The organism is Citrobacter sp. wls829, assembly GCF_005280825.1.
In the GTDB taxonomy this organism is placed as follows: Bacteria; Pseudomonadota; Gammaproteobacteria; order Enterobacterales; family Enterobacteriaceae; genus Citrobacter; species Citrobacter gillenii.
Map to the genome: position 1 here is coordinate 91,230 of NZ_SZWP01000107.1, position 13,384 is coordinate 104,613.

At 52.5% G+C, this 13,384-nt stretch carries 12 protein-coding genes; 9 read left to right on the plus strand and 3 right to left on the minus strand.

Annotated features, from left to right (window positions below; translation table 11 throughout):
- Positions 1-90: 90 nt before the first annotated feature.
- From tdcB to FDW88_RS22265, 8 genes are all read left to right on the plus strand, one after another.
- Complete coding sequence (gene tdcB / locus FDW88_RS22230; RefSeq protein WP_096755563.1) at positions 91-1,080, plus strand: bifunctional threonine ammonia-lyase/L-serine ammonia-lyase TdcB; 990 nt, start codon at positions 91-93, stop codon at positions 1,078-1,080.
- A gap of 22 nt (positions 1,081-1,102) precedes the next feature.
- Complete coding sequence (gene tdcC / locus FDW88_RS22235; protein ID WP_096755564.1) at positions 1,103-2,434, plus strand: threonine/serine transporter TdcC; 1,332 nt, start codon at positions 1,103-1,105, stop codon at positions 2,432-2,434.
- Positions 2,435-2,465: 31 nt separating this feature from the next.
- Positions 2,466-3,674, plus strand: a complete 1,209-nt coding sequence (tdcD, locus tag FDW88_RS22240; protein ID WP_096755565.1) for a propionate kinase — start codon at positions 2,466-2,468, stop codon at positions 3,672-3,674.
- 28 nt (positions 3,675-3,702) lie between these two features.
- Complete coding sequence (gene tdcE / locus FDW88_RS22245; protein WP_096755566.1) at positions 3,703-5,997, plus strand: 2-ketobutyrate formate-lyase/pyruvate formate-lyase; 2,295 nt, start codon at positions 3,703-3,705, stop codon at positions 5,995-5,997.
- 13 nt (positions 5,998-6,010) lie between these two features.
- Positions 6,011-6,406, plus strand: a complete 396-nt coding sequence (locus tag FDW88_RS22250) for an enamine/imine deaminase (RefSeq protein ID WP_096755567.1) — start codon at positions 6,011-6,013, stop codon at positions 6,404-6,406.
- A 90-nt stretch (positions 6,407-6,496) separates the two neighbouring features.
- Positions 6,497-7,861 (plus strand): L-serine ammonia-lyase, encoded by a 1,365-nt coding sequence (gene tdcG, locus FDW88_RS22255; protein ID WP_117342715.1) that lies wholly within the window; start codon positions 6,497-6,499, stop codon positions 7,859-7,861.
- Between the two features lie 281 nt (positions 7,862-8,142).
- Positions 8,143-9,474 (plus strand): amino acid permease, encoded by a 1,332-nt coding sequence (locus tag FDW88_RS22260; RefSeq protein ID WP_096755569.1) that lies wholly within the window; start codon positions 8,143-8,145, stop codon positions 9,472-9,474.
- 24 nt (positions 9,475-9,498) lie between these two features.
- The gene (locus FDW88_RS22265) at positions 9,499-10,809 is read left to right on the plus strand and encodes a serine dehydratase subunit alpha family protein (RefSeq protein WP_117342714.1); all 1,311 of its coding nucleotides are present in this window, start codon (positions 9,499-9,501) and stop codon (positions 10,807-10,809) included.
- 54 nt (positions 10,810-10,863) lie between these two features.
- Here FDW88_RS22265 and FDW88_RS22530 read toward each other — a convergent pair whose 3' ends face one another.
- Together FDW88_RS22530 and FDW88_RS22270 are read right to left on the minus strand one after the other, a co-directional pair.
- Positions 10,864-11,025, minus strand: a complete 162-nt coding sequence (locus FDW88_RS22530; RefSeq protein WP_096755571.1) for a hypothetical protein — start codon at positions 11,023-11,025, stop codon at positions 10,864-10,866.
- A gap of 25 nt (positions 11,026-11,050) precedes the next feature.
- On the minus strand, positions 11,051-11,752 hold the full coding sequence (locus tag FDW88_RS22270; RefSeq protein ID WP_137363373.1) for a pirin family protein: 702 nt from the start codon (positions 11,750-11,752) through the stop codon (positions 11,051-11,053).
- Positions 11,753-11,856: 104 nt separating this feature from the next.
- Between FDW88_RS22270 and yhaJ the strand changes: the two genes are divergently transcribed.
- Entirely contained in the window at positions 11,857-12,753 is an 897-nt protein-coding gene (gene yhaJ / locus FDW88_RS22275; RefSeq protein WP_115257426.1) for a DNA-binding transcriptional regulator YhaJ, read from the plus strand.
- Between the two features lie 106 nt (positions 12,754-12,859).
- On the opposite strand, the gene FDW88_RS22280 is transcribed toward yhaJ, so the two are convergent.
- Positions 12,860-13,225, minus strand: a complete 366-nt coding sequence (locus FDW88_RS22280) for a DUF805 domain-containing protein (protein WP_115257427.1) — start codon at positions 13,223-13,225, stop codon at positions 12,860-12,862.
- Positions 13,226-13,384: the final 159 nt, after the last annotated feature.

Consider the following 13,384-nt stretch of genomic DNA (forward strand, 5'->3'; position numbering starts at 1 on the left):
CTCGATTTAATACGGAATTAATGCCATCGGTCTATATCAGACGTTGGTCACGGCTATCTATTTACTTTAATACCCAGGTAAGAGGTTCTAATGCACATTACATACGATCTCCCAGTTGCAATTGAAGATATCCTCGAAGCGAAAAAAAGACTGGCGGGGAAAATTTATAAAACGGGAATGCCTCGCTCTAACTATTTTAGTGAACGTTGCAAAGGGGAAATTTTCCTTAAGTTTGAGAACATGCAGCGTACTGGTTCATTTAAAATTCGCGGCGCCTTTAACAAGCTCAGTTCTTTAACTGAAGCGGAAAGATGTAAAGGCGTGGTGGCCTGCTCTGCAGGTAACCATGCGCAAGGGGTTTCCCTCTCTTGTGCGATGCTCGGTATTGACGGCAAAGTGGTGATGCCAAAAGGCGCACCGAAGTCTAAAGTGGCTGCTACCTGCGACTACTCCGCAGAAGTTGTGCTGCACGGTGACAACTTCAACGACACGATCGCTAAAGTGAGTGAGATTGTTGAAACTGAAGGCCGCATCTTTATTCCGCCTTATGATGATCCGAAAGTGATTGCCGGCCAGGGGACTATCGGTCTGGAAATTCTGGAAGATCTGTATGATGTCGATAACGTGATTGTGCCAATTGGTGGCGGCGGACTGATTGCCGGTATTGCGATAGCCATTAAATCTATCAACCCGACCATTAAAATTATTGGCGTACAGTCTGAAAACGTTCACGGCATGGCGGCTTCTTTCCACGCTGGAGAAATAACCACGCACCGAACGACCGGCACCCTGGCGGATGGTTGTGACGTCTCCCGCCCGGGTACTTTGACCTATGAAATCGTTCGTGAGTTAGTGGATGACATTGTCCTGGTCAGCGAAGATGAAATTCGCAACAGTATGGTGGCATTAATTCAGCGAAATAAAGTTGTGACAGAAGGCGCTGGCGCGCTGGCCTGTGCTGCATTATTAAGCGGGAAATTAGATAGCTATATCCAGAATAGAAAAACAGTCAGCATTATTTCTGGCGGTAATATCGACCTTTCTCGTGTATCCCAAATTACTGGTTTAGTTGACGCTTAATATATTTCGTTGAGGATAGGATATGAGTACTACTGATAGCATTGTATCCAGCCAGACAAAACAATCGTCCTGGCGCAAATCGGACACCACCTGGACACTGGGTTTATTTGGTACAGCCATCGGCGCCGGGGTGTTGTTCTTCCCTATCCGCGCAGGCTTTGGCGGGCTGATCCCCATTCTGTTAATGCTGGTGTTAGCGTACCCCATCGCGTTCTATTGCCACCGTGCACTGGCGCGCCTGTGTCTTTCCGGTTCTAACCCTTCCGGCAACATCACAGAAACGGTTGAAGAGCATTTTGGTAAAACGGGCGGCGTGGTCATCACGTTCCTCTACTTCTTTGCGATTTGCCCACTGCTGTGGATTTATGGCGTCACCATTACCAACACCTTTATGACCTTCTGGGAAAACCAGTTGCAGATGCCAGCGCTTAATCGTGGCTTCGTCGCGCTGTTCCTGCTGCTGTTGATGGCATTCGTCATCTACTTCGGTAAAGATCTGATGGTTAAAGTGATGAGCTTCCTGGTATGGCCGTTCATTGCCAGCCTGGTACTTATCTCTCTGTCCCTGATCCCTTACTGGAACTCAGCGGTTATCCAGCAGGTGGATCTCAGCAATATAGCGTTGACCGGGCATGACGGTATTCTGGTCACCGTATGGCTGGGTATTTCCATCATGGTGTTCTCCTTCAACTTCTCGCCAATTGTTTCCTCTTTCGTGGTGTCTAAACGCGAAGAGTATGAAAAAGATTATGGCCGCGAATTTACCGAGCAGAAATGTTCCAAGATCATCTCCCGCGCCAGTATGCTGATGGTTGCAGTGGTCATGTTCTTCGCCTTTAGCTGCCTGTTCACGCTGTCTCCGGCAAATATGGCCGAAGCCAAAGCGCAGAACATTCCGGTACTGTCATACCTGGCGAACCACTTTGCTTCACTGTCCGGCACCAAGTCGACCTTCGCGACCGTTCTGGAATACGGTGCTTCTATCATCGCACTGGTCGCTATCTTCAAATCTTTCTTCGGCCACTATCTGGGCACGCTGGAAGGTCTGAACGGTCTGGTCCTGAAGTTTGGTTATAAGGGTGATAAGACCAAAGTCTCCGTTGGCAAACTTAATATCATCAGCATGGTCTTCATCATGGGTTCCACCTGGGTTGTGGCTTACGCCAACCCGAATATCCTGGACCTGATTGAAGCGATGGGTGCGCCAATTATCGCCTCACTGCTCTGCTTGCTGCCGATGTATGCCATCCGTAAAGCGCCGTCTCTGGCGAAATACCGTGGCCGTCTGGATAACGTGTTTGTTACTGCGATTGGTCTGCTGACTATCCTGAACATCGTCTACAAACTGTTTTAATCCTTAAGCTCAGGATGAGCGGAGTAGTGAAATGAATGAGTTTCCGGTAGTACTGGTTATTAATTGCGGTTCATCTTCCATTAAATTCTCAGTGCTGGATGCAGCCAACTGTGATGTTTTAATGGCGGGAATTGCAGACGGTATTAACTCTGAAAATGCGTTCATAGCAATCAATGGTGGGGAGCCGGCTAAGCTGGCTCACCACAGCTACGAAGACGCATTAAAGGCTATTGCCGCTGAACTGGAACAACGTAATTTAATGGACAGCGTGGCCTTAATTGGCCACCGCATTGCCCACGGTGGAAGTATCTTTACGGAATCAGCGATAATTACAGATGATGTTATCGACAATATTCGTCGGGTATCTCCTTTAGCACCATTACATAATTATGCGAACCTGAGCGGGATTGAATCCGCACAGCATCTTTTCCCAGGTGTACAGCAGGTGGCGGTATTTGATACCAGCTTCCACCAGACGATGGCACCTGAAGCCTATCTGTACGGTTTACCGTGGAAATATTACGAGGAGCTGGGTGTTCGTCGTTATGGCTTCCACGGCACGTCGCACCGCTATGTTTCTCAGCGAGCGCACGAGCTTCTCGACCTCCAGGATGATGATTCTGGCCTGGTTGTCGCGCACCTGGGTAACGGCGCGTCCATCTGTGCGGTCCGTAACGGACAAAGCGTGGATACCTCAATGGGTATGACGCCGCTGGAAGGACTGATGATGGGCACGCGTAGCGGTGATGTGGACTTTGGCGCAATGGCGTGGATCGCCAGTGAAACCAATCAGACGCTGAGCGACCTTGAGCGTGTCGTTAATAAAGAGTCTGGCCTGCTGGGTATTTCCGGTTTGTCCTCTGACTTACGTACGCTGGAAAAAGCCTGGCACGAAGGACACGAGCGTGCGCAGCTGGCGATTAAAACCTTTGTGCATCGTATTGCACGCCATATCGCCGGACATGCTGCATCGTTACATCGTCTTGATGGGATTATTTTCACCGGCGGCATTGGTGAAAACTCAGTCTTAATTCGCCGTCTGGTGATTGAACATCTGGCCGTATTAGGTGTGAATATCGACAGCGAAATGAATAGTCTGCCAAATTCTCATGGCGAGAGAATTATCTCTGCTAATGATGCTCGAGTTATTTGTGCAGTTATTCCGACGAATGAAGAGAAAATGATTGCTCGTGATGCCATTCATTTAGGCAGAATTAACACACCAGTAGAATTTGCATAATTAATTTTCTGTAGAGAGATTATTTTTCATGAAGGTAAATATCGATACCAGCGATATGCTGTATGCCGACGCGTGGCTTGGCTTTAAAGGTACGGACTGGAAAGAAGAAATTAATGTCCGTGATTTTATTCAGCATAACTACACGCCTTATGAAGGGGATGAATCTTTCCTCGCCGAAGCGACGCCGGCAACCACCGCATTGTGGGAAAAAGTCATGGCGGGCATCCGTATTGAAAACTCGACGCATGCGCCGGTAGATTTTGATACCAATATTGCCACTACGATCACCGCGCACGATGCCGGTTATATTGAACAAGAACTGGAAAAGATCGTCGGTCTGCAAACGGATAAGCCGCTGAAGCGTGCGCTGCATCCGTTCGGCGGCATCAACATGATCAAAAGCTCTTTTGATGCTTACGGTCGTGAAATGGATGCTGATTTTGAGTACCAGTATACCGAACTGCGTAAAACCCATAACCAGGGCGTGTTCGACGCGTATTCCCCGGATATGCTGCGCTGCCGTAAGTCTGGCGTATTAACCGGTCTGCCGGATGGCTATGGCCGTGGTCGTATCATTGGCGATTACCGCCGTGTTGCGTTGTACGGTATTCGCTACCTGGTGCGTGAACGCGAGCAGCAGTTTGCCGATCTCCAGTCGAATCTGGAGTGGGGGCAGAATCTGGAGGCGACGATTCGCCTGCGTGAAGAGCTGTCTGAGCACCGTCGTGCGCTGCTGCAAATGCAGGAAATGGCGGCGAAGTACGGTTGCGATATTTCCCGTCCGGCGCGTAACGCACAGGAAGCCGTACAGTGGGTGTATTTTGCTTATCTGGCCGCGGTGAAATCGCAGAACGGCGGCGCGATGTCGCTGGGCCGTACTGCATCGTTCCTCGACATTTACATTGAGCGCGACTTCAAAGCCGGTATCTTAAACGAGCAGCAGGCGCAGGAGTTGATCGACCACTTCATCATGAAGATCCGCATGGTGCGCTTCCTGCGTACCCCGGAATTCGACACCCTGTTCTCCGGCGATCCTATCTGGGCGACCGAAGTTATTGGTGGGATGGGGCTGGACGGCCGCACGCTGGTCACCAAAAACTCGTTCCGCTACCTGCATACGCTGCACACCATGGGACCGGCACCTGAGCCGAACCTGACGGTGCTGTGGTCTGAAGGCTTACCGATTGCCTTCAAAAAATATGCCGCACAGGTGTCTATCGTCACGTCGTCCTTACAGTATGAAAATGACGATCTGATGCGCGCTGACTTTGAAAGCGATGACTATGCCATTGCCTGCTGCGTCAGCCCGATGGTCATCGGCAAACAAATGCAGTTCTTTGGTGCGCGTGCCAACCTCGCCAAAACATTGCTGTACGCAATCAACGGCGGTGTGGATGAGAAGCTGAAAATCCAGGTTGGGCCGAAAACTGCGCCGCTGATGGATGACGTGCTGGATTACGACACGGTGATGGAGAGCCTGGACCACTTTATGGACTGGCTGGCCGTGCAGTACATCAGTGCGCTGAACATCATTCACTATATGCACGACAAGTACAGCTACGAAGCCTCGCTGATGGCGCTGCACGATCGTGATGTTTATCGCACCATGGCATGCGGTATGGCGGGTCTGTCCGTTGCTGCGGACTCCCTGTCGGCTATCAAGTACGCTCGCGTCAAACCGATCCGTGATGAAAACGGCCTGGCGGTCGACTTCGAAATTGAAGGTGACTATCCGCAGTACGGTAACAACGATGAGCGCGTAGACAGCATTGCCTGCGACCTGGTTGAACGCTTTATGAAGAAAATTAAAGTGTTGCCAACCTATCGTAACGCGGTGCCGACGCAGTCCATTCTGACCATCACCTCTAACGTGGTGTACGGCCAGAAAACCGGGAATACCCCGGACGGGCGTCGCGCAGGTACGCCGTTTGCGCCAGGGGCGAACCCGATGCACGGCCGCGATCGCAAAGGTGCCGTCGCCTCGTTGACCTCGGTGGCTAAACTGCCGTTTACCTATGCCAAAGATGGTATCTCGTACACCTTCTCGATTGTGCCGGCTGCGCTGGGCAAAGAAGATAGCGTGCGTAAAACCAACCTGGTCGGTCTGCTGGACGGTTATTTCCATCATGAAGCGCATGTCGAAGGCGGTCAGCACCTGAACGTCAACGTCATGAACCGCGAAATGCTGATGGATGCTATTGAGCACCCGGAAAACTATCCGAACCTGACGATCCGCGTGTCTGGCTATGCGGTGCGCTTTAACGCGCTGACCCGCGAACAGCAGCAGGACGTTATTTCACGTACTTTCACCCAGGCGCTTTAACGCCGGAGGGGTTATGAGAAAAGTTATTGCAACCGACTGTGCGCCAGGGGCGATTGGGCCTTACGTACAGGGCGTGGATCTGGGCAGCATGGTGTTGACCTCAGGTCAAATCCCGGTATGTCCGCAGACCGGTGAAGTTGCCGAACACGTGACCGATCAGGCGCGTCAGAGTCTGGAAAACGTGAAAGCGATCGTTGAGTCCGCCGGTTTGAAAGTGAACGATATCGTGAAGACCACCGTTTTCGTGGCCGATCTGAACGACTTCGCCACCATTAATCAGGTGTATCAGCAGTTCTTTGATGAGCACGAGGCTATCTATCCGGCACGCAGCTGTGTGCAGGTTGCTCGCTTGCCGAAGGATGTGAAGCTGGAGATTGAAGCCATCGCCGTACGCGGCGACACGGTGTAACTCCCCGCGGGGCGATCGTCAGGATCGCCCCGATCCCGTTAATGAGTGTGAAACCTGGTCTTCACTGAACGGCAATCCGAGGGTGTGGATATGATTAGCGCATTCGATATTTTTAAGATTGGCATTGGACCTTCCAGCTCCCATACCGTGGGGCCAATGAACGCAGGTAAAAGCTTTATCGACCAACTGGTCAGTTGCGGAGAATTGCACCAGACCACGCGCATTGTGGTCGATCTTTATGGTTCACTCTCCCTGACCGGAAAAGGTCATGCGACCGATGTCGCCATCATGATGGGCCTCGCAGGTAACAGTCCGCAAAACGTGCAGATTGATACCATTGCGGGTTTTACCCAGGACGTGGCCCGTACCGGACGTCTCCCGGTGGCAGAGGGCACGCATATCGTTGATTTCCCTCCTGCTGAGAACATTCTCTTCCATAGTGAAACGCTCCCGCGCCATGAAAATGGTATGCGCATCACCGCGTGGAACAGCAACGAGACGCTATTAAGCAAAACCTATTACTCCGTTGGCGGTGGTTTTATCGTTGAGGAGGATCACTTTGGTCAGGCGCACGACGTTGAAGCGCATGTGCCGTACAATTTCCATTCTGCCAGCGAGCTGCTGAAACTGTGTGAGCGAAACGGGCTTTCCGTTTCCGGCCTGATGATGCAAAACGAACTGGCGATGCGCAGTAAAGATGAGATTGACGCGGGTTTTGCGGCAATCTGGGATGTCATGCACGCCGGTATCGAGCGCGGCATGAACACCGAAGGCGTCCTGCCCGGTCCGCTTAACGTTCCGCGTCGCGCCGTGGCATTACGTCGGTTGCTGGTTTCCAGCGACAATCTGTCCAGTGACCCAATGAACGTCATCGACTGGATTAACATGTTCGCACTGGCCGTGAGCGAAGAGAACGCCGCCGGGTGCCGGGTTGTTACCGCCCCGACAAACGGTGCGTGTGGCATTATCCCCGCCGTGCTGGCCTATTACGACAAGTTCCGCCGCCCGGTGAATGCGAACTCCATCGCCCGTTATTTACTGGCTGCGGGGGCGATAGGCGCGCTGTATAAGATGAATGCGTCTATCTCTGGGGCCGAAGTGGGCTGCCAGGGTGAGATTGGTGTGGCCTGTTCCATGGCTGCCGCCGGACTGACAGAACTGCTTGGCGGGAGCCCGGCGCAGGTCTGTATTGCCGCTGAAATCGCCATGGAGCATAACCTGGGGTTAACCTGCGATCCGGTCGCCGGACAGGTGCAAATTCCGTGCATTGAACGTAATGCGATCAACGCAGTAAAAGCGGTTAACGCCGCGCGTATGGCGCTGCGCCGCACGTCAGAACCTCGGGTGTCGCTCGATAAAGTTATCGAGACGATGTATGAAACTGGCAAAGACATGAACGATAAATACCGCGAAACCTCGCGCGGCGGTCTGGCGATCAAAGTAGTGTGTATGTGAGTTAATCAAAATAGCATGACCAAAAAGGTGCACAGAAGTGCACCTTTTTTTGTTGTGATCTGCTTCAAAAACAGAAATCGATCCCACCTTTGATGTTTTCAAGAGAAAATCTTTCTTTACCTGTAGGGATTATAGGGTTTTGTTTGTGAAGTTTTTCTCTGACCCTGAGCGTATGATTTTCTTCATTCTAAGAGCTCGCCTGCATCTTATGAATTGCGTATCGCCTTGACGCAATACGAAAAAAATAAAAAAACCTCTACCTACACATTAAGCGGGAAATTATGGAAACGGCTACGAATAACAGCGTAATACTCGACGCATCCGCTCCGGCGCGCCGGGCGGGAATGACCGAAAGTGAATGGCAGGAAGCCATTAAATTCGACAGCATGGACACCGGTTGGGTCATTATGAGTATCGGTATGGCGATTGGCGCGGGGATTGTTTTTCTTCCCGTCCAGGTGGGTCTGATGGGGTTGTGGGTATTCCTGCTGTCCTCGATTATCGGCTATCCCGCGATGTATTTGTTCCAGCGTCTGTTCATCAACACGCTGGCTGAGTCTCCAGAGTGCAAAGATTACCCAAGCGTCATTAGCGGTTATTTAGGCAAAAACTGGGGCATTCTGTTAGGGGCGTTGTATTTTGTGATGTTGGTTATCTGGATGTTTGTTTATTCCACCGCCATCACTAACGACAGCGCTTCGTATCTGCATACATTTGGCGTGACCGAAGGGTTACTGTCCGACAGCCCGTTCTATGGCCTGGTGCTGATTTGCATCCTGGTGGCTATCTCGTCACGCGGTGAAAAATTACTGTTTAAAATCTCCACCGGCATGGTGTTGACCAAGCTGCTGGTCGTTGCCGCCCTTGGCGTGTCGATGGTCGGGATGTGGCATTTGCATAACGCTGGCTCGCTGCCGCCGATGGGGCTGCTGATTAAGAATGCGATTATTACGCTGCCCTTTACGCTGACCTCGATTCTGTTTATTCAAACCTTAAGCCCGATGGTTATCTCGTACCGTTCTCGCGCAAAATCCATTGAGGTCGCGCGTCATAAAGCGCTGCGCGCCATGAACATCGCGTTTGGCATACTGTTTGTCACCGTCTTCTTCTACGCCGTCTCTTTCACCCTGGCAATGGGCCATGATGAAGCGGTGAAAGCCTACGAGCAGAACATTTCCGCCCTGGCGATTGCCGCACAGTTTATTAGCGGTGACGGCGCGGGTTGGGTGAAAATCGTCAGCGTTATTCTGAACATCTTTGCCGTGATGACCGCGTTCTTCGGTGTGTACTTAGGCTTCCGTGAAGCGACTCAAGGCATTGTGATGAATGTGCTGCGTCGCTACATGCCTGCTGAGAAGATCAACGAAATCTTCGTTCAGCGCGGCATCATGGTCTTCGCTATTTTACTGGCCTGGAGTGCAATTGTGCTCAATGCGCCGGTACTGAGCTTCACCTCTATTTGTAGCCCAATCTTCGGCATGGTGGGCTGTTTGATCCCGGCCTGGCTGGTCTACAAAGTTCCTGCACTGCACAAATATAAAGGCGCTTCCCTGTACCTGATCATCATCACAGGCCTGCTGTTGTGCGTTTCTCCGTTCCTGGCATTTTCTTGAGTTATCTGAGTGAAGGTCGTTGCTATGTTTGAGACTACATTGAATCCATTATGGGACTGTTTTATCCGCGCGGTGCAGGAAGAAGTCAAACCTGCCCTGGGCTGCACCGAACCTATCTCTCTGGCTTTGGCGGCGGCAGTCGCATCCGCTGAGCTGAACGGCGCGGTTGAACGCATTGATGCGTGGGTCTCACCCAACCTGATGAAAAACGGCATGGGCGTGACCGTACCGGGCACCGGAATGGTCGGGTTGCCCGTCGCCGCTGCGCTGGGTGCGCTGGGTGGCAATGCCCACGCGGGTTTAGAAGTGCTGAAGGATGCGTCCGCAGAGGCCATAGCCGACGCCAAAGCCATGCTGGCTGCCGGAAACGTGGCGGTGATGCTGCAGCAACCTTGCGAAGATATTCTCTTCTCACGCGCTAAGGTGTACAGCCGTGACGGGTGGGCGTGCGTCACGATTGTTGGCGGTCATACCAACATTGTGCACATCGAAACCCATAATGGTGTGGTGTTCAGTAAAGAAGAACAGACGCAGGATGAAGAGCTGGATTCGCCGCTGGCGGTGTTATCCCACACCTCTCTGGAAGAGATTCTGGCGTTTGTGAATGCGGTGCCGTTTGAGTCCATCCGCTTTATTCTGCAGGCGGCAAAACTAAACGGGGCGCTGTCTCAGGAAGGGTTACGCGGGACATGGGGATTACATATCGGTGCTACGCTGGAGAAGCAGTGTGCCCGTGGCCTGCTGGCAAACGATCTTTCAACCGCTATTCTGATCCGTACCAGTGCGGCGTCGGATGCGAGAATGGGCGGCGCGACGCTGCCGGCGATGAGTAACTCCGGTTCCGGGAACCAGGGGATCACCGCCACGGTTCCGGTGATGGTGGTGGCCGAGCACTTTGGTGCGGATGATGAAAAACTGGCGCGTGCGCTGATGTTGTCACACCTGAGTGCAATCTATATCCATCATCAGCTTCCTCGCTTGTCGGCTCTGTGTGCGGCAACGACGGCGGCGATGGGCGCGGCGGCGGGGATGGCATGGCTGGTGGATGGGCGCTATAACACCATCGCTATGGCGATCAGCAGCATGATTGGCGATGTGAGTGGGATGATTTGCGATGGCGCGTCAAACAGCTGTGCGATGAAAGTGTCTACCAGCGCGTCGGCGGCATGGAAGGCGGTACTCATGGCGCTGGACGATACGGCAGTGACCGGTAACGAAGGGATTGTGGCGCATAATGTCGAGCAATCTATTGCGAATCTGTGTGCGCTGGCATGTCGTTCGATGCAGGAAACCGACAAGCAGATCATTGAGATCATGGCCAGCAAAGCGCATTAATCTGTAGGCCGGGTAAGGCGTAACCGCCACCCGGCGTCAGTCTGAGCCGCCTTATCAGGCGGCGTCTTCTTCTTCCTGCCTTTGCTCGGCATCGGCAACAATCGCTTCCAGTTCCGTCAGCATATCTTCGTAGCCAAAGGTTTTGGTCTGGACGACCGTGTCCTGAATTTTGGCTTTAACCGCCGGTTTACGCTTTTTTGACGCTTTCTTGCTCATAGTCGTACTCCCTTGTTTTTCCTGACTATACGGGCAAATCTATCAGCAAAGCGCGCAAAGGCGTATCGGCAACTAATGTTATGTTAGCTTCGTCACGAATAAATGCGCCATCACCACAGGTCAGCGCTTCTTTTTCTGCTCCAGCCGTTAGCGCATGGAACGTGCCGTGGATCGACTGCAGATAGGCGCGTGGGCCATGTAACTGAAAACTCAGTGATTCACCTTGCTTCAATTCGACATGGTGTATCCACACCTGCTGGCGAAGATGCAGGCTGCCTTGTTCTCCGTCCGGGGAGGCGATCAGTTGATACTTGCCGGTCGCCAGCGTGGCTTTCTGTACACAGGCATTTTCCCGCTGCGGGCAGGCGTCCAGCCATAATTGCATGCGGGTTAATGGCTTATCCTTGTTAAGGTTGTGCTCGCTGTAGCTAATCCCAGGCTGCGTGGCGAGCAGTAAAACCTCACCGGCTTTTGCCCGGACATGGTTGCCTTCGCTGTCGCGATATTCCGCTTCCCCTTCAAGGATCAGGTTGACAATATCCACCTTCGGATAGGTACGCGGCTGGAAAGAGGCCCCCGGTGCCAGAACTTCCTGGTTCAGAACACGCAGCGAGGCGTAACCCAGCAGCTTAGGATCAAAATAGTGTCCAAAGGAGAAGGTATAACGGGCTTGCAGCCAGCCGTAGTCTGCCTGTCCGCACTGTTTTGCTGTTCGGGTAGTAATCATCTTTCTTGACCTCTCTTTACTTCCTTTTATGTTAAATGGCTGGACGCTGTATTGTTAGCCAGATATTCTGCCCGGTATGTTCAAATTTCCTGAATGAGAACGACATGGCCAAAGAAAGGGCATTAACGCTTGAAGCGTTACGCGTAATGGATGCAATCGACAGACGTGGCAGCTTTGCCGCTGCGGCGGACGAACTGGGGCGCGTTCCTTCCGCTCTCAGCTATACCATGCAAAAGCTGGAAGAAGAGCTGGATGTGGTGTTGTTTGACCGCTCAGGCCATCGCACAAAATTTACTAACGTTGGACGCATGCTACTGGAACGTGGGCGCGTGCTGCTCGAGGCGGCTGATAAGCTGACCACCGATGCCGAAGCGCTGGCCCGCGGCTGGGAAACGCATCTGACGATCGTCACCGAAGCGCTGGTACCCACGGCAGCGTTCTTTCCGCTCATCGACCGGCTTGCCGTGAAGGCCAATACCCAGCTTTCGGTGATCACTGAGGTGCTGGCTGGGGCATGGGAACGCCTGGAGCAGGGAAGGGCGGATATCGTGATCGCCCCGGATATGCATTTTCGTTCATCGTCAGAAATTAATTCCCGCAAGCTGTACACGCTGATGAACGTCTACGTGGCTGCGCCGGATCATCCTATCCATCAGGAGCCGGAGCCGTTGTCGGAAGTGACCCGAGTGAAATACCGGGGCATTGCGGTGGCGGATACCGCCCGTGAGCGCCCGGTGCTGACCGTCCAGTTACTGGATAAACAGCCGCGCCTGACGGTGAGTTCAATCGAAGATAAGCGCCAGGCGCTGTTGGCCGGGCTGGGTGTGGCGACCATGCCGTATCCGCTGGTGGAAGAGGATATTGCCGCAGGTCGTTTGCGCGTGGTGAGCCCGGAGTCCACCAACGAAATTGATATCATCATGGCCTGGCGACGGGACAGTATGGGTGAGGCCAAATCCTGGTGTCTGCGCGAAATTCCGAAGCTGTTTGCGGGGAAATAAGGTGGGGTTAAGCCGGATGCGGTGCAAGCACCTTATCCGGCCTACAAAACGGAGTAGGTTGTAGGCCTGATAAGCGCAGCGCCATCAGGCATCTCTACGTGCTACGTCAGGACAGTTGTTTAGGGTCTGCACCGAAGCGGTTGCTACCCGGCGTGCCGTTCTGACAGTTGAAAATAATGATAACCAACCAGCCAATGATGGGGATCAACAGGATCAGCAGCCACCATGCAGAACGGTCGGTGTCATGCAAACGACGGAATTGCACTGCCCACCACGGTATAAATACCAGCACACCATAAATCGTCGTTAATACGCCTTCTCCCCCGGCGCGTTGCCAGCCAAGCATGTTGTCCAGGATGCTGAGTACGAAAGAAAAGATGATGTTGACCAGAACAAACATCCAGTACTCTTTGCGCCGAGCCCGGCCGCCAAAACCAAAATAGTTCTTAAGAACGTTTAGATACCAATCCATTTGCGCCTCATTTTGCGTTCAATCACTTGTTTTTAAAGTAATCAAATTAAGAATAGCTGCGAATGAAATGGTGGTAAATATTTGTCGTATTAATTATTTGCCCACATCGGAGCATTGCTTGTCAGTTAAACATTATGGAGAACATGTGATTCCGGCTCA